The following is a 15,634-nucleotide window of genomic DNA, read 5'->3' as shown; positions in this document are numbered from 1 at the left end:
GTCTGAACCCGGTCCGTATGGCTTTACCCGCTGGGAGGACTATTCCAGCAGCTTCAGGCGGCTGCGGGCCGTCTCGGCTGCTTCCGATTGTGGATAGTCTTTCACAATGCGCTGTAACGTGGTCTTGGCGCCGCTCAGGTCGTTCAGCTCAATCTGACTGGAGGCCGTGACCATCAGAGCATCGGCAGCGCGGGGGCTTTGGGGCGAAGCCTTCACAAAAGCCTGCAGCTTCTGGATGGAGGTTTTAAAGCTCTTGATGGCGTACAGGCTGCTGCCTTCGTAAAAGCGAACCTCGTCTGCCAGAACGCTGGTGGGGTAGGCGGCGAGAAAGCTGGCAAAGGCATCCGCGGCAGGTTTGTATTGACCTGCCCGGTAGGCATCCATGGCGCTATCGAATACGGCTTGTTCTTGTGGGTCAGCGGCTTGCGGGTTTTGGGGGCCCGGAGCGGCAGTAGTGTTCTGACCCTGGGTGCTGGCTTGCCAGCTCAGTTTCTCGACCTGACCGCGCAGAGTCACTACCTCGGAGCGCAGCATATCAATTTGATCGGCCAATTGCAGACGAGCCTGGGTGTTTTGCTCGTTCATCTGACGAATTTGCTGCCGCAGCTCCAAAATGGCGCGTCGGGCCTCGTCATCGGCAAAGGCCTTGGCCGGCAGGCTGGCAAACAGGGCGGCCGTCGCCAGCAGAGCGACGGTAGCGAGACGAAAGGGCTTTTTATAAGCGTGCATAGTGAAGTCCGTTAAAAAATGTGCATCCGCAGTGCGCAGGCTCCCTGCCTGCAGGGCTCCCCACTGTGGGGGCTGTCATCCTGGGGCTTTGCGCCGGCCTGGCGAGTCCGGTGTCCAGCATAACGAATTTTCAGTGGCTCGGGCATGCTGCCGATAAAAAACGCCGCGGCGTTAACTACCGCCACGGCGTCGGAACCACTTGGTCGATGCAGAAATTATCGTTGGTAAACGATGTCTGCGCGACGGTTTTCAGCGTAATCAGCTTCGGTGTTACCCAAGGCTTTTGGACGCTCTTTACCAAAGCTCACTGCTTCGATCTGGCTGTTGCTCACGCCCAGCAGACCCAGCATGCGTGCAACGGCGTCGGAACGACGCTGTCCCAGAGCCAAGTTGTACTCGGCACCGCCACGCGCGTCGGTATTACCTTCGATGCGCACGGTTTGCTGAGGATGGCTGCTCAGGTACGAAGCGTGCATTTCCACCAGGCTACGGTATTGCTCGTTAACGACGTAGCTGTCGTAATCAAAGTACACCGAGCGCTGTTGTGCCAGTGGGCTTTGAGGGTTGAATGGGTCCATGATCTGGCCTGCGCTGGCAGAGTCCGATCCAGTACCGCCGGTTGAACCGGAGCCAGATTGATCCAGAGGAACCGAGCTGCAAGCAGCAAGGGCAGCAGCCATAACGGCGAGGGAAAGACTTTTAAGAATGCGCGAGCTCATTTGAATTCCTTTTGAAAAAGAGTCACACAGGATGTCAGTTGGTAAATGGTCCCCAGGTGGGTTCGCGTACTTTGCCATTCAAAGACGAGAGGGTCTGACGAACGCGACCGTCCACGGATGTCACAGCTAGGACACTGCGGCCCCCCTGAACAGAACTATATAAGATCTGCATCCCATTAGGGGCGAAACTCGGAGACTGATCGTCGGGACCTGTCGTCAGCAGTTGCTCTGCTCCTGATGCCATATCTTGAATGGCAATTCGGAAAGCACCGTTTCTGCGTGTGACGTATACAAGCCTAGTACCGTCTGCAGAGACCTCCGGTGAAATATTGTAACTCCCGTTGAAGGTTATGCGTTGCGCATCGTCACCACCCAGACTCACTTTGTAAATGTTCGGAGCGCCACCACGATCGCTCACAAATACAAGGGAGTTGCCATCGGGCATAAAACTTGGTTCAGTATCGATCAGAGGTGAACGCATCACGCGACGCAGGCCCGAACCGTCTGCATTTATCGTGTAAATCTGCGAAATACCGTCTCTGGAGAGCACAACAGCAAGCTGATTGCCGTTTGGCGACCAGGCAGGGCTACTGTTATTCCCCTTGAAATTAGCCAGTGGCTCACGATGACCGGTGGCCAAGGTTTGCACATATACAACAGGTTTGTCGTTTTCGAAGCTCACATAAGCCAGTTTTTTCCCGTCTGGAGACCAGGCGGGAGAGATGATTGAGTGTCGAGAACGCAACATTACCTGCGGATTTTGGCCGTCAGCGTCAGCAATTTGTAACTCGTAATTGTTGCCTGTTTGCAACACATAGGCGAGGCGGGTCGAAAAAACGCCCCGTACGCCCGTAATTTTTTCATAGATCCGGTCTGCAATTTGATGGGAAATGCGGCGCAGTTCTTTCTCGCTGCCCGCAAACGCCACACCATCGAGCTGGGTCTGGCGGACCGAATCCACCAGGCGATAGCTGACGGAATATTGGCCGCCGGCTTGAGTGACCGAGCCATAGGCCAGATAGTCGGCACCACGATTGCGCCACTCGTCGTAAGCAATGGTGCTTTCCGCATTCAAGGCAGCACCGGTGGCATTGATCAATTGGAATTGACCCGAACGAGTCAGGTCGGCGCGGATCACTTCGGCCAGGGATTGACTGGCAGGGTTGTCAGCAAAATCGGCGATCGCGATGGGGTACTGGGTAGCACCCACACCCGATATATCAACCCGCAGTTGGGCCTGGGCCGGTTGGCTGGCGAACATGCCAGCAGCCAGGGCAAACGCTCCGGTGGCCGTGGCGCGCCAATGACGACCTAAGGTCGCCAGGGCAGGGGTAGCGGCGGTCATTATGCAATCTCCTGATTAATCGAACATGCGGTATTCGCCATCAATATACGATGGATACTGCCCGCTAGGCGGTTTGGGGAAAGGGCTGCAACGGGCAAGACCCTTGGATACGGCATCATCGAACTGCGCGATGCCGGACGATCGTTTGATTTGAACGCGATTGGGCGTGCCATCGGCGTTCAGGTCCACGCGATACAGCAGTGCGGGGTTGCCGCGTACTTCAGAGCGGGGCGGGGTGCTGTAGACCACGCCGGGCTGCACGCAGGCGCGCACCTTGGCAGCGTAGCCACCATCACCACCGCCGCCACCGGCCTGATTGCGGTCTGCGGTACCACCGGGGCGGCCAGGAGCGCCTTCGCGCATGGCGCGACGGAAGGCTTCTTCCTTGGCCTTGCGTTCAGCATCTGCCTTGGCTTTGGCAGCAGCCTGCGCACGGGCCTTGCGTTCAGCCTCGGCTTTGGCTTTGGCTTCAGCGTCTGCCTTGGCCTTGGCCTCGGCTTCTGCTTTGGCTTTACGCTCGGCTTCGGCCTTGGCTTTAGTCTCGGCTTCTGCTTTGGCCTTGCGCTCGGCCTCAGCCTTGGCTTTGGCCTCAGCTTCCGCTTTTTCCTTGCGTTCCTGCTCCTGCTTTTCCTTCTGCTCGCGCTCACGACGTTCCGCTGCCAGCTTTTCCTGGCGTTGCTTTTCCTGTCGCTCCTGCTCCAGTTTTTCCTCACGCTCTTTTTTCTCGCGCTCCTTGCGAGCCTGTTCCAAAGCGATCTCAGGATCTACTTCGGGTTCGGCTGGAGGAGTGACCTTGGCAGGCTCGGGAGGTAGTTTGGGCGCCGGAGGCGGCTCGGGTATTGGCTCGGGCTTGGGTTCAGGCGCTGGCTCAGGCTCGGGTTCGGGCTGCGGCTCGGCTTCGGCCTCAGGAGCTTGCGGGTCGGCATTGACGGCTGCATCAGGCGCAACACCGTCCATCCACAATTCGACCTGGACCGCATTGGGTGTTTTGGGCGCAGAAAAAAAGGCGCCGGCAAAAATGGCGAGCAGCAACAGCCCGTGCAGACCCAGGGCGATGAGCAGGCCGCGCCGATCTTCCTTTTGCTCAGGCGAGCGCAGCGCCTGATTGCGGGTATTGCGTGTTCTGTGCTTCATTCAGTTCAGGTTTTTCGCGCCGGATGGCGAACACGCTATCCGGCCAGAGATTATTTGCGAGCGTCAGGATCGCTGTTGCGATCGACGATCAGACCCAGGCGGTTGATGCCATTGGAGCGCAATTCATCCATCAAGCCCATGACGGTCTCGTAGGGAACCTTGCCGTCGGCGGCAATGACAACCGGGCTGTCGGCTTGCATGCGCGAGCGCACTTCACTGAGCAATGTGGACTTTTCGATGTTCATGAACTCGGAGCCCGCATCGCGCAAGCGTATGGCCAGCTTGCCGTCCTTATCAACCTGAATCTCCACGGGTTTGGCAGGCACTTCGGAGGCTTGGCCAACCGAGGGTAGCTCTACCAGGCCGGGGGTAATCATGGGAGCGGTAACCATGAAGATCACCAGCAGCACCAGCATCACGTCGATATAAGGGACGACGTTGATTTCGTTTTTCATGCGCCGGCCATGACGGCCGGTGCTTCCACGCATCGATGGCATCAGTTCACCTGCCGCTGCAAGATGTTCAGGAATTCGTCGATAAAGCTGTCAAAGCGGATCGAGATACGATCGAGCTCATTGGTAAAGCGGTTGTAGGCCACCACGGCAGGGATGGCAGCAAACAGGCCAATCGCTGTGGCGATCAGCGCTTCGGCAATACCGGGTGCCACCGAGGCCAGCGTGGCCTGCTGCATCCCCGACAGGCCGATAAAAGCGTGCATGATCCCCCAGACGGTGCCCAGCAAGCCAATGTAGGGGCTGACCGAGCCGGCAGAGGCCAGAAAGTTAAGGTGTGTCTCCAGCGTATCCATTTCGCGCTGGTAGCTGGCGCGCATGGCACGACGTGGTCCGTCCAGCAGCGCCGGGCCTGAGCTGTGGCTGCGACGCGCCTTGATGAATTCGGTCATGCCGGCTTCAAAAATACGAGCCAGGGCGCCATGTTCGGCACGTCGCGAGGAAATGGATTGCTGAAGCACGGCCAGATCGCCACCGGCCCAGAAGTCGTCCTCGAAACGGCGGGTCTGTTCCAGCGTGCGTTTAAGTGCAGCCCTTTTGCTGAAAATATAGGCCCACGAGAGAATCGAAATTCCCAGCAGGATCAGCATGACAAGCTGAACGGGAATACTGGCATCGAGAAGTAGCGAAATCAGCGACAGGTCGCTAGTAGCTTGCATGGTCAGTCCTGAACCTTTTCCAAGAGGGTACGTAAATCAGAGTCCAGCTTGCTTGGACGAAGCGTGTTGGCGTCAACGCAAACAATTTGGATGGTGCTTTGGCATAACAGTTCCCCACCTCGCAGGGCACCTTGTTCGAAATGGATGGTAGCCGAACCCAGCTGGGTAATGCGGCTGCGCACCGAGATCAAATCATCGAGCCGGGCAGGTTTGAGATATTGTATTTCAACCTTCTTGACTACGAACAGGCGTTGATTCTGCTCGGCCACATCCGATTGGTTTACTCCCAGGTTTCTGAGCCACTCCGTGCGCGCACGCTCGAAGAACTTCAGGTAATTGGCGTAATACATAATCCCGCCGGCATCGGTGTCCTCGTAATATACGCGAATATCAAGCCGAGCCTGGGTGTCCCACTTGTCATTAAGCATGTCGTTCGTAAAAGAATTTATGTTGACGGGCAGGGCAGGCTGCGTGCCTGCCCTGCTGGAAGTCCTTACAGTGTTGCCAGACGCTCCACGCTGACCTGAGCAATCTGCTCGACCGGGACGTGGGTGCTGCTGGCGTCACGGCGTGCCTGCATTTCAACCACGCCTTCTTTCAGGCCTCGCTCGCCGATGGTAATGCGCAAGGGCACGCCAATCAGCTCCCAGTCGGCAAACATGATGCCGGGGCGGGCATCGCGGTCGTCCAGAATGACATCCACGCCCTGTTCCCTGAGCTGCTTGTACAGGTCGGTAGCGGTCTGGCGCACGGCATCGCTCTTGGTAAAGCCAATCGGGCAGATCACCACTTCAAAGGGGGCCAGGGCGCGAGGCCAGATCATGCCGCGTTCATCATGGTTTTGCTCGATGGCAGCGGCGGCAATGCGGCTGACGCCAATGCCATAACAGCCCATTTGCATGACAGCCGGTTTACCATCCGTTTCCAAAAAGGTGGCGTTCAGCTTCTTGGAGTACACATCACCCAGGAAGAAAACGTGGCCCACTTCAATACCGCGCTGGATGGCCAGCTTGCCGCCTTCGGGGGCAGGGTCGCCGTGCACCACGTTGCGCAGGTCCGCCGTGATGGGTTCGGGCAGATCGCGTCCCCAGTTCACACCCGTGTAGTGAAAGCCTTCTTCGTTAGCGCCACACACAAAGTCGCTCATGTTGGCGACGGTCAGGTCGGCGATCACTTGCACAGGCTGGCGCGTGCCGATGGGGCCCAGATAGCCAGGCTTGCAGCCAAAAGTGGACACAATTTCCTCTTCCGTTGCCAGACGGTGGCCTTTTTCAAAGCCAGCCAGCTTGGAGACCTTGATATCGTTGACTTCATGGTCGCCGCGAACCAGCAGCAGGTGGACTGTTGTTTTGGTCTGTCCGTCTTCTTCGACCTCTGTGGCCAGCACCACGGACTTGACGGTGGCGGTCAGATCCAGCCCCAGTTGCTGGGCAACCAGCTCGCATTTGGGTGCGTCGGGGGTGGCTGTCTTGACCAGCGCCTGTCCAGGTGCGGCGCGTTCGGCCAGCAGGCAAGGAGCAGGGGCCAGTTCGATATTGGCAGCGTAGTCCGTGTCGGGGTTGTAGACCAGCAAGTCCTCGCCCGTGTCAGCAATAACCTGGAATTCATGGCTGCGCGAGCCGCCAATGGAGCCCGTGTCAGCGGCCACAGCACGGAAATTCAGGCCCAGACGACCGAAAATGCGCATGTAGGTTGCGTACATATTGTCGTAGCTGGCCTGCGCGTCCTCGGCGTTACGGTCAAAGGAGTAGGCGTCCTTCATGGTGAATTCGCGGCCGCGCATCAAGCCAAAGCGGGGACGACGCTCGTCACGGAACTTGGTTTGAATGTGGTAGAAATTGACGGGCAACTGGCGCCAGCTGTGAATCTCGTTGCGCGCAATGTCGGTGATGACTTCTTCGGAGGTGGGCTGCAGCACGAAATCGCGCTGATGACGATCCTTGATGCGCAGCAGTTCGTCACCATATTTCTCCCATCGGCCCGACTCTACCCAGAGCTCGGCAGGCTGGACCACAGGCATCAGCAGCTCAATGGCGCCGGAGCGGTCCATTTCCTGACGGATGATGTTTTCAATCTTGCGCAAGACGCGCAGGCCCATGGGCATATAGGTGTAGATGCCGCCGGCCGCTTTGCGGATCATGCCGGCGCGCGTCATGAGCTGGTGGCTGGCAACTTCGGCCTCGGTAGGCGCTTCTTTCAGGGTATTAATGTGATACTGGCTAGCATGCATGGTAGGGAACTCGTCAGGTACGTATAATCAGATCTAATTGTATTGAATTCGTTAGAGGTGGCCTATGTTAGATCGTGAAGGCTACCGTCCTAATGTCGGAATTATCCTCGTTAATCGCAAGAACGAGGTTTTTTGGGGCAAGCGTATTCGGGAACATGCCTGGCAGTTCCCGCAAGGCGGTATCAAATACGGTGAAACACCCGTACAGGCGATGTACCGCGAACTGCACGAAGAAGTGGGCTTGCTGCCTGAGCATATCCGTATATTAGGCCGGACGCGAGATTGGCTTCGCTACAACGTGCCCAATCATTTTGTACGTCGGGAGGCGCGTGGCCACTACAAGGGCCAGAAACAAATCTGGTTCTTGTTGCGGCTGGTCGGGCGAGACAGTGATGTCTGCCTGCGTTCCTCCTCGACGCCGGAGTTTGATGCATGGCGTTGGAGTCAGTATTGGGTGCCACTTGATTCAGTCATTGAGTTCAAGCGGGAAGTCTATCAGCAAGCGCTGAACGAGCTGTCGGATATTTTGTTCCGTCGGCGTCAGGAGAATCGTTATTTACGTCAGCGCCCACAAAGCGCAGTGGATGCCGATACCGTAGATAGCAGGGATCATGCGCATATTATTGGTTGAAGATGAGCGGGAAATGGCCGCATGGCTGGAGCGGGCCTTGGCGCAAAGTGGTTTTTTGCCCGATCCCGCTCACGATGCCCGCTCGGCAGAAGTACTGTTGGCCGCCCATGACTACGATGCCGTGGTCATGGACTTGCGCCTGCCTGATAAACATGGCTTGGTGCTCTTGCGCGAGATGCGCGAGCGCGGCGATCACACGCCTGTGTTGATCCTGACCGCTCAGGGCGCCTTGCAGGACCGTGTCCGCGGCCTGAATCTGGGCGCAGACGATTTTCTTACCAAGCCCTTTGCCCTGGAAGAGCTTGAAGCCCGGCTGGCCGCTTTGGTGCGACGCAGCCGGGGGCGCGTGGCTCCGGTGCTCAGTTGCGGTTCGCTGGAATACAACCCGGAAAGTCGGGCCTTCCTGCTGGACAACGCCATTGTGCATTTGACGCCGCGTGAACACGCGGCCTTGCTGGTGCTGATCAGCCGCTCGGGCATGCCGGTTGAGAAATCTCAGCTGTTCGCCCGGGTGTTCGAGCATGACAGCGACGCCAGTCCGGACGCCATCGAAGTTGTGCTGCACCGCTTGCGCAAGAAGCTGGCCAATAGCGATGTGCATATTGTCACCGTGCGCGGCCTGGGCTATATGCTGGAAGTACTCGAGGCGGAATCCGGCGTTTCATGACGGCCCCTTCCTCGCCCCCCGCCACTGTCTGGCAAGGCAGTTTGCGCTTTTGGCTGCTGGTATTGCTGATACCAGGGGTGGTGGCCCTGTTGTTGTACGACAGCTGGGAAGATTATCGGGCCATGAACGCCGTCACGGAAAATGTCTACGACAGCGCCTTGCTGGAGCCGGCCAAGGTCCTTGAGACCAGCGTGGAATTTAATGCAGATGGCAGTTTGCGCATTGACCCGCCTTTTTATGCCCAGGTCATGCTGGAGTCCCGGCCGGGCAATCGCAAATACTTTCGGGTAGAGGAAGTGATTCCCCTGGTGCGTAATCTGGGTGGCGCGGATGCCACGCAGTTAAAAGGGCGTACCTTGCTGGGGATGGAGGGCTTGCCCCGGCCATCGTATCTGGCCGATCACGAAGGTGTGCCTGTTTTCTACGATTCCTACTTTCGTAATGACACCGTGCGTATGGTGGCCTTGTGGCGCGACTTGCACTATAAGGGCCAACACCGGCAAGTGCTGGTGATGGTGGGCGAGAGCATGGATTTGCGTTTGCGTACCCAGCAGGAGGCCTGGCGAGAGGGCATTTTCCGCAATCTGCGCATGTTGCTGTTTGCCGTGTTGCTGGTGTGGTTCGCGGTAGCCTGGGCCCTGCGCCCCTTACAGGCTCTGCGTCAGGAGGTGCGCAATCGCAGTGTGGACGATTTGCAGCCTCTGGATGAGCGAGACGTGCCGCGAGAGGTTGTTCCTTTGGTCCGCTCGGTCAATCACCATATCGAGTTGTACCGTTCCGTGTTGGATAGGCAGGCCCAGTTTCTGGCGGACGCCTCACACCAGTTACGCACTCCCCTGGCGATTATTCATACCCAGGCGCAGTATGCCCGCCGTGAACCGGACATCGAACGAGTGCGTGAGTCCTTGGGGGCGATTATCAAACAGCTGGGGCAGGCCACTCGTCTTACCGAGCAATTATTGGCTCTGGCTCATGCCAGCCACACGACTAGCATGAGCCAGGGGCCGGTTGATCTGGCCAGCCTGGGGCGTGAAGTGGTGCTGCAATATCTGCCTCTGGCGCGCGAGCACCGTCAGGATCTGGGGTGGATCGGGCCGGGTGAGGAAGGCGAACAGGCGCCGTTGTGGGTCTATGCCAGCGATGCCGAGATTCATGAATCCGTCTCCAATCTGATTCATAACGCCATCAATCATGCCGGCAGTGGCAGCGCCATTACCGTATCAGCCGGACATGACGACAAACTGGCGTGGATCAGTGTGACTGACAATGGCATGGGCTTGGCCGCCAGCCTGCGTGAAAGCGTGTTTGTTCGCTTTGATCGGGGCGGCCCGGCACGCAAGGGTGGGCGCGGCTCAGGTTCCGGCCTGGGGCTGGCCATTGCGCTTGCCTATGCCGAGCGCAATGGCGGTACGATCGTGCTGACCGATGGCGAGCCCAACGATATGGGCGGCTATGGGTTGAAGGCAACACTTCGCCTGCCTTTGCTGCCACCGAACTCCCCTGTGCCAGGATCAAGCACCTGATTTCCCCAAAGCGCAGGATTACCCCGCATCACGAGAGTGGGCCAGCAAGGTGAACAGGGCCGAAATGTCCAGATTCTGATGGCCTTGTGCTGCAATCTTGGCAAACTGCTCCTGAATCAATTGGGTAGCAGGCAACTGGGCACCATTGCGCAGCGCCTCCTGCGCAACCAGGTCCAGGTCCTTCAACATCCAGTTCACGGTAAAGCCGGGTTGAAAGTCTCGGGCCAGCATGGTTGGTCCCTTGGTGTCCATTTGCCAGCTCCGGGCGGCGCCCTTGCTCAGGACGGACAGCGCCCGTTCCATATCCAGCCCGGCCTGTTCACCAAACGCCATGGCTTCGGCCAGTCCTTGCAGCAGGCCGACCACCGCAATCTGGTTCACCATCTTGCACAACTGTCCCGAGCCTGTAGGCCCCATCAGGGTGCAGGCCTGGGCGTAGCTCATCATCAAGGGGCGGGCTCGCTCCATATCCTTTTCCTGCCCACCACACATGATACTGAGCATGCCTTTTTGAGCGCCCGCCTGCCCGCCCGAAATGGGGGCATCGATAAACGAGACATGCTGGTCGGCGGCTATCGCGCTGAGTTCCCGGGCCACCTGGGCGGAGGCCGTCGTGTGGTCTATGAACAGACTGCCTGCTTTCATGCCGGCCAGCGCACCATCGGGGCCCAGAAAGACAGCGCGCAAGTCATCATCGTTGCCCACGCAGGCCATCACCACCTGCGCTTGAGCTGCTGCCTGTGCAGGGGTACAGGCCCATTCTTGCTGGAACTGCGTGCTCCACTGTTGCGCCCTGGCCTGATTGCGGTTGTACACCGTCACCTGATGTCCCGCTTGGGCCAGATGTCCCGCCATCGGGTAACCCATGACACCCAGACCGATGAAAGCCACTTTTTGCGGGGTGACGCTGTCATAGTGTTTAGCTTCAATGGCGTAACTCACCGTGTCGATCTCCTTAAGAATCATTCTGTCAGACGGAGAGCTTAACGCAGCTTTTCGGACCAGATCGTTGTACCGGCAAATACCCGGCAACGCGTTTGGCGCTTGACGCCGTCAGCCCCCTCATGTTCTAAACCAGTCATAGATCTGTAATAAATGGGATTGGCCTTTCTGAATTATGATGGGCCCACATTATTTCCTAGCTAATTAACCGGAATGTGAACCTTATGACCACTTTCGATCGTCGTCGTTTCTTGAAGCTGGCTGGTGCTACTGGACTGGCGTCTATGGGTACCTCTTTGCCATGGGCGGCGTGGGCGGCAGACGCCGCCGTACTGGAAAAAGCGAAGGCCCAGGGCGAAGCTGTTTTTTACGCCAATATCACGGCGGTAGAGCCCATCATGAAGGCGCTGCAGCAGTCGCAGGGCATTGAAGGCAAGTACACCCGTATTGCCAGTTCCAAATTCATTCCCACGATCCTGACCGAGTTCAACGCTGGCAAGCTGATGGCCGACGTGGTCCAGGCTCCCCTGCCCATGCTGCAACTGCTCAAAGAGCAGGGCGTGCTGATCCCGCATCAGTCCGAAGCCGTACAAGGCTATCCCGAATGGGCAATACAAGACGATTCGATTATCCAGTTTGGCATCGAATATGTGTCTTATATCTATAATACGGACCACCTCAAAGCCGAGGACGCTCCGCAGCGCTACGAAGATCTGGCCGATCCCAAATGGAAAGACAAGATTGTGATGGCTAACCCCTCCAATCACCCCTCCACGATTGGCTGGCTGATTGGCTTGAAAGAAAAGGTGTTTAGCAGCGAAGAGCAATGGCTGGACTTTCTCAAAGGCCTGGCGGCCAACAAGCCCATGTTCGTGGCCTCATTTGGGCCTACGCCTGCGCCGATTGAAAGTGGTGAGAAGTTGGTCGCCATTTCCATGCCCAAGTACATCGTGACCAAATCACCAGCGCCCTTGGCCTGGGGCCCCATGTCGGGTCAACCTCTGTTGGGTTCGCCCCGTGCTATCGCCTTGACCAAGAACGCACCGCATCCTGATGCCGCCCGCGTTTTCCTGGATTTCTGGCTGGGCAATGAAGCCATGGGTATTTTGGCCAACAAGGTCGGTGAGTACGTGCTGGCTCCTGGGGTGCATCCGCCGGTAGCGGGTATTGATAAAGCCAAGGTCGAGCCGATTCGCGACCTGAGTGACGAAGAACTGGTCCGTTGGGGCCGCGAATTCAGCCGCATCTTTGCCGTTCGCTAATCGACAGCACGAGAACGACTGATTCATCAGAAAAAACGGGGCGCCTCGGCGCCTCGCCTCATTTTTATAGAAAACATTGACTCATTATGCAAATTGAAATTACCGGCCTGAGCAAGACCTATGTCTCAGAGGGCAAAACCTTCAAAGCTTTGGACAATATCAACCTGACGATTCCCGCTAATGAGTTTTTCACACTGTTAGGACCGAGCGGCTGCGGTAAAACCACGCTGCTACGGTGCATTGTCGGCCTGGAAACACCCGACGAGGGTGAAATCCGCATTGGCGACGAGATCGTCTGGTCCAGCGCCAAAAATATTGCTGTACCGGTGGAAAAGCGCGGTCTGGGCATGGTGTTCCAGACTTATGCCATCTGGCCCCACATGACGGTGTTCGACAATATTGCTTATCCGCTGCAAGTGCGTGGCGAACGCAAAGAGGTGATTCGGGAAAAAGTGGCGAATATCCTGAAGTTTGTGCAGCTGGAAGGGGTGGACCAGCGTTCCGCCACGCGGCTGTCGGGCGGGCAGCAACAGCGCGTGGCCCTGGCGCGAGCCCTGGTGGCCGAGCCTAAAGTCATTCTGTTTGACGAGCCGCTCAGTAACCTGGATGCCAAGCTGCGCGAAGAAACGCGCAAGGAACTGCGCGAGTTCCTGAGCCGTCTGGACATTACGGCTGTGTATGTGACGCACGACCGTGTAGAGGCCCTGGCCTTGTCCAACTCCATTGCGGTGATGCGTGGCGGCAAGATTCTGGAAATCGGTACGCCAGAAAAAATCTACTTCGATGCCGACCACCGGTTTGTGGCGGACTTTATTGGTCGAGCCAATCAGATCAGTGCCAAGGTGCTGGAGCAGCGCGTTGATGCCACTATCGTGGGATGCGAGCTGGGGCAACTGCATTGCAAGAAACGTGATTTGCCAGTGGGCACTGACGTCACCCTGTGTATTCGTCCTGAATTCATTCGTGTCAGCAGCCAGTCCAGCGAGATGGGACAAAACTTGTTCCATGGCCAGGTTCAGGCGCTGGAGTTTGTAGGCGAGTCCTACGAGGCCGAGGTTCGGGTGGGCAAGGAACAGTTGCTGGTATGCATCGACCCGGATGTCAAGGTGAAGGAGGGCGACACCGTGCGCTTTAACCTGCGCCCTGAACACTGCATGCTGTTGTCGGCATAAGGGCGGGTCATCATGAATAACACGCGCAGACCATTGAGTTGGTCGCTTATTCTCATTGTCGGCTTTTTGACGCTGTGCCCGGTTCTGATGTTGCTGCTGGGCAGTTTCTCTCAGGGGCTGACCGCCTTTGGTTCTTTCACCATGGCCAAGTATGTGGCCGCTTATACCGATCCCTTCTTGCTGGAAGTCACCTTCAATACGGTGGTCTTTGTCCTGGGGTCCTCGCTGTTTTCTACCGCGTTGGCGGTTTTTCTGGCTTATCTGAACACCCGTACCAACATGCCCATGAAAGGGGTGTTCACCGTGCTGTCCATCGTGCCCATGATGATTCCGCACCTCTTGTTCTCGGTAAGCTGGGCACTGTTGCTCAATCCGTCCAACGGTTTGATCAATATGTTCCTGCAAGACACACTGGGCTTGCAGGAGGCGCCACTGAACATCTATTCGTTGTGGGGAATGATTCTGGTCGAAGGCCTGTTGAACATGCCGGTGGCCTATCTGATTATTGCCCCTGCCATGGCCTCTTTTGACGTGTCCATGGAGGAATCCTCACGCGTCTTCGGGGGCGGTCTGTGGCGTACTCTGGTGCGCATTACCTTGCCGATTCTGCGTCCAGCCATCATGGCTGCCTTCATTTTGGCGATTGTGCGCGCTCTGGCTTCTTATGCGGTGCCCCGAGTGCTGGGTACGCCAGGTCGGGTAGATGTGCTGGCGACCTATCTGTTCGAGATGATCTCGACGGGCTTCGCGCCGGATTACGGCAAGGCGGCTGCCTTGGGCATGAGCGTGCTGTCAGCCTCGATTGCCCTGATCGCGCTGTACCGCTACATGACGGCAGAAAGCAGCAAGTATGTGACCATTTCCAGTCGCGGTTTCAAGCCGACTCAACTGGAGCTGCGTCGCGCCAAAATCCCCCTGTTCATCATTGTGGGCATTATCAGCCTGCTGATGGTGGTTTTGCCAGTGACGGTTCTGCTCTATACCTCCATGATTCCTTACTCCATGGTGCCTAGTGCGCGAGCCTTCTCCCTGATGAGCTGGGCGAACTGGATTGATGTCATTCAGGACCCGATCTCCAAGGTGGCGATGAAAAACAGTCTGTTCCTGGCGGTGGTCGGCGCCAGTCTGGGTGTGCTGCTGTCGCTTTTTGTGGCCTACGTGGTGGTCAAGTTGCGAACCCGAGCCGCAGCACTGCTGGATACCCTGAGCTTCCTGTCGTTTTCTTTTCCGGGGATTGTGATCGGTATTGGCTTTATGTGGTTCTTTGTGCAGACGCCCTTGTACGCCACGCTGACCGCCTTGCTGCTGGCATATATCGCCGCTTATCTGCCTTACGGTATCCGGCCTTTATCAGCCGCCTTTGTACAGGTGCATGCGCACCTGGAAGAGTCTTCAGCCGTGGCCGGAGCCAGCTCCTGGACCACCATGCGTCGCATCATCATTCCTTTGCTGATTCCCGGTGTGGTCTCTGCCTGGATCTTGATGGCAACCATGTTTATCCGTGAGTTGACGGTATCGGTGGTGCTGTCCCGCCCGGGCACGGAAGTACTGGCTGTGCAAGTGCTGAGCTATGCCGAGGACGGTTTGTGGGGCAAGCTCTCGGCGTTGGGGATCATCATGATTTTGATCTCCACCGTGCTGGTGCTGTTGGCCATGTACATCGGTAATTTCTACAAGCGCCGTCAAGGCACCATGTAAGCCTTACGCGGGTGGTTTATCTAATGGCCTGGGTTTCGAGAGGGATTCAGGCCATTGTTGTTTGGAGCCAGGCAGTCTTTTTTTGTCTTTCTGTGGCGCTATGCTTGTTGTGAGAGGGGTGTTGTCTGGCGTCTCTGGATGATTCCGGTCTGCCCTCGGTATGTTGTTGCGCGGTGCGCGTAGGGGGGGCGCTTAGGCGGTGCACGCGTGCAGGCGGTGTTGCTCGTCTGGCAGCGAATTGAAGGGGGCTGGATTGCTCAAGTGCCGGGCAGAGCGCTCGGCGCGAGCCTTGCTGCTTCTCCTGCCCCAGGCTGGGACGACGAGCTGCGGCAAGACAGACGGCGGCATGATAGCTCGCCTGCCTTGCTCCTTGGCGAGAGGGCGGGCTCACTCTGGTCCAGATGCTTTTCC

General features: G+C 57.5%; 15 protein-coding genes. 6 read left to right on the top strand and 9 right to left on the bottom strand.

Going from position 1 to position 15,634, the window contains the following annotated elements; all coding sequences use genetic code 11:
* Positions 1 to 39: 39 nt before the first annotated feature.
* From ybgF to RSQ48_RS13515, 8 genes are all read right to left on the bottom strand, one after another.
* A complete protein-coding gene (gene ybgF / locus RSQ48_RS13550; RefSeq protein WP_336580148.1) occupies positions 40 to 729 on the bottom strand; it encodes a tol-pal system protein YbgF in 690 nt (229 codons plus the stop codon).
* 215 nt (positions 730 to 944) lie between these two features.
* Positions 945 to 1,448 (bottom strand): peptidoglycan-associated lipoprotein Pal, encoded by a 504-nt coding sequence (gene pal, locus RSQ48_RS13545; RefSeq protein ID WP_240209496.1) that lies wholly within the window; start codon positions 1,446 to 1,448, stop codon positions 945 to 947.
* 34 nt (positions 1,449 to 1,482) lie between these two features.
* Positions 1,483 to 2,793: a Tol-Pal system beta propeller repeat protein TolB gene (tolB, locus tag RSQ48_RS13540; RefSeq protein WP_415301886.1), complete on the bottom strand. Its 1,311-nt coding sequence runs from the start codon at positions 2,791 to 2,793 to the stop codon at positions 1,483 to 1,485.
* 15 nt (positions 2,794 to 2,808) lie between these two features.
* The gene (tolA, locus tag RSQ48_RS13535; protein ID WP_336580149.1) at positions 2,809 to 3,927 is read right to left on the bottom strand and encodes a cell envelope integrity protein TolA; all 1,119 of its coding nucleotides are present in this window, start codon (positions 3,925 to 3,927) and stop codon (positions 2,809 to 2,811) included.
* 50 nt (positions 3,928 to 3,977) lie between these two features.
* Complete coding sequence (gene tolR, locus RSQ48_RS13530) at positions 3,978 to 4,424, bottom strand: protein TolR (protein WP_003805597.1); 447 nt, start codon at positions 4,422 to 4,424, stop codon at positions 3,978 to 3,980.
* Positions 4,424 to 5,098 carry a protein TolQ gene (gene tolQ, locus RSQ48_RS13525; RefSeq protein ID WP_003805594.1) on the bottom strand — a complete coding sequence of 225 codons (675 nt, stop codon included), beginning with the start codon at positions 5,096 to 5,098 and terminating at the stop codon, positions 4,424 to 4,426. The genes tolR and tolQ overlap by 1 nt, the downstream gene beginning before the upstream one ends.
* Positions 5,099 to 5,100: 2 nt before the next feature.
* Positions 5,101 to 5,526 carry a tol-pal system-associated acyl-CoA thioesterase gene (gene ybgC / locus RSQ48_RS13520; RefSeq protein ID WP_415301885.1) on the bottom strand — a complete coding sequence of 142 codons (426 nt, stop codon included), beginning with the start codon at positions 5,524 to 5,526 and terminating at the stop codon, positions 5,101 to 5,103.
* 65 nt (positions 5,527 to 5,591) lie between these two features.
* Entirely contained in the window at positions 5,592 to 7,328 is a 1,737-nt protein-coding gene (locus RSQ48_RS13515; RefSeq protein WP_059318317.1) for a proline--tRNA ligase, read from the bottom strand.
* A 64-nt stretch (positions 7,329 to 7,392) separates the two neighbouring features.
* Here RSQ48_RS13515 and RSQ48_RS13510 point away from each other — a divergent pair, with 64 nt between their 5' ends.
* Genes RSQ48_RS13510 through RSQ48_RS13500 form a run of 3 tightly spaced genes read left to right on the top strand, consistent with a single transcriptional unit; the run spans position 7,393 to position 10,149 of the window.
* Positions 7,393 to 7,959 carry an RNA pyrophosphohydrolase gene (locus RSQ48_RS13510; protein WP_003805590.1) on the top strand — a complete coding sequence of 189 codons (567 nt, stop codon included), beginning with the start codon at positions 7,393 to 7,395 and terminating at the stop codon, positions 7,957 to 7,959.
* On the top strand, positions 7,940 to 8,626 hold the full coding sequence (locus RSQ48_RS13505; protein ID WP_003805589.1) for a response regulator: 687 nt from the start codon (positions 7,940 to 7,942) through the stop codon (positions 8,624 to 8,626). The genes RSQ48_RS13510 and RSQ48_RS13505 overlap by 20 nt, the downstream gene beginning before the upstream one ends.
* The gene (locus RSQ48_RS13500) at positions 8,623 to 10,149 is read left to right on the top strand and encodes a sensor histidine kinase (RefSeq protein WP_059318318.1); all 1,527 of its coding nucleotides are present in this window, start codon (positions 8,623 to 8,625) and stop codon (positions 10,147 to 10,149) included. Before RSQ48_RS13505 ends, RSQ48_RS13500 begins: the two co-directional genes overlap by 4 nt.
* A gap of 18 nt (positions 10,150 to 10,167) precedes the next feature.
* Here the strand turns inward: RSQ48_RS13500 and RSQ48_RS13495 are convergent, their stop codons facing one another.
* Entirely contained in the window at positions 10,168 to 11,115 is a 948-nt protein-coding gene (locus RSQ48_RS13495; RefSeq protein ID WP_415301884.1) for an NAD(P)-dependent oxidoreductase, read from the bottom strand.
* A 200-nt stretch (positions 11,116 to 11,315) separates the two neighbouring features.
* Between RSQ48_RS13495 and RSQ48_RS13490 the strand changes: the two genes are divergently transcribed.
* The 3 genes from RSQ48_RS13490 to RSQ48_RS13480 all read left to right on the top strand — a co-directional run bounded on the left by RSQ48_RS13490 (position 11,316) and on the right by RSQ48_RS13480 (position 15,223).
* A complete protein-coding gene (locus RSQ48_RS13490) occupies positions 11,316 to 12,353 on the top strand; it encodes an ABC transporter substrate-binding protein (RefSeq protein WP_003805586.1) in 1,038 nt (345 codons plus the stop codon).
* Between the two features lie 86 nt (positions 12,354 to 12,439).
* Positions 12,440 to 13,525, top strand: a complete 1,086-nt coding sequence (locus tag RSQ48_RS13485) for an ABC transporter ATP-binding protein (RefSeq protein ID WP_003805585.1) — start codon at positions 12,440 to 12,442, stop codon at positions 13,523 to 13,525.
* Between the two features lie 12 nt (positions 13,526 to 13,537).
* On the top strand, positions 13,538 to 15,223 hold the full coding sequence (locus RSQ48_RS13480; RefSeq protein WP_415301883.1) for an ABC transporter permease: 1,686 nt from the start codon (positions 13,538 to 13,540) through the stop codon (positions 15,221 to 15,223).
* Positions 15,224 to 15,634 lie beyond the last annotated feature (411 nt).

The organism is Alcaligenes sp. SJTW-7, assembly GCF_047716895.1.
In the GTDB taxonomy this organism is placed as follows: Bacteria; Pseudomonadota; Gammaproteobacteria; order Burkholderiales; family Burkholderiaceae_B; genus Alcaligenes; species Alcaligenes ammonioxydans.
The sequence above is the reverse complement of the archived record's forward strand: the minus strand, read 5'-3'. Positions and strand labels throughout refer to the sequence as shown.

What these genes read in the sequence shown, in the direction of transcription:
- ybgF (WP_336580148.1), bottom strand. Translation starts at nt 729, where the DNA reads ATGCACGCTTATAAAAAGCCCTTTCGTCTCGCTACCGTCGCTCTGCTG.
- pal (WP_240209496.1), bottom strand. Translation starts at nt 1,448, where the DNA reads ATGAGCTCGCGCATTCTTAAAAGTCTTTCCCTCGCCGTTATGGCTGCT.
- tolB (WP_415301886.1), bottom strand. Translation starts at nt 2,793, where the DNA reads ATGACCGCCGCTACCCCTGCCCTGGCGACCTTAGGTCGTCATTGGCGC.
- tolA (WP_336580149.1), bottom strand. Translation starts at nt 3,927, where the DNA reads ATGAAGCACAGAACACGCAATACCCGCAATCAGGCGCTGCGCTCGCCT.
- tolR (WP_003805597.1), bottom strand. Translation starts at nt 4,424, where the DNA reads ATGCCATCGATGCGTGGAAGCACCGGCCGTCATGGCCGGCGCATGAAA.
- tolQ (WP_003805594.1), bottom strand. Translation starts at nt 5,098, where the DNA reads ATGCAAGCTACTAGCGACCTGTCGCTGATTTCGCTACTTCTCGATGCC.
- ybgC (WP_415301885.1), bottom strand. Translation starts at nt 5,526, where the DNA reads ATGCTTAATGACAAGTGGGACACCCAGGCTCGGCTTGATATTCGCGTA.
- RSQ48_RS13515 (WP_059318317.1), bottom strand. Translation starts at nt 7,328, where the DNA reads ATGCATGCTAGCCAGTATCACATTAATACCCTGAAAGAAGCGCCTACC.
- RSQ48_RS13510 (WP_003805590.1), top strand. Translation starts at nt 7,393, where the DNA reads ATGTTAGATCGTGAAGGCTACCGTCCTAATGTCGGAATTATCCTCGTT.
- RSQ48_RS13505 (WP_003805589.1), top strand. Translation starts at nt 7,940, where the DNA reads ATGCGCATATTATTGGTTGAAGATGAGCGGGAAATGGCCGCATGGCTG.
- RSQ48_RS13500 (WP_059318318.1), top strand. Translation starts at nt 8,623, where the DNA reads ATGACGGCCCCTTCCTCGCCCCCCGCCACTGTCTGGCAAGGCAGTTTG.
- RSQ48_RS13495 (WP_415301884.1), bottom strand. Translation starts at nt 11,115, where the DNA reads ATGATTCTTAAGGAGATCGACACGGTGAGTTACGCCATTGAAGCTAAA.
- RSQ48_RS13490 (WP_003805586.1), top strand. Translation starts at nt 11,316, where the DNA reads ATGACCACTTTCGATCGTCGTCGTTTCTTGAAGCTGGCTGGTGCTACT.
- RSQ48_RS13485 (WP_003805585.1), top strand. Translation starts at nt 12,440, where the DNA reads ATGCAAATTGAAATTACCGGCCTGAGCAAGACCTATGTCTCAGAGGGC.
- RSQ48_RS13480 (WP_415301883.1), top strand. Translation starts at nt 13,538, where the DNA reads ATGAATAACACGCGCAGACCATTGAGTTGGTCGCTTATTCTCATTGTC.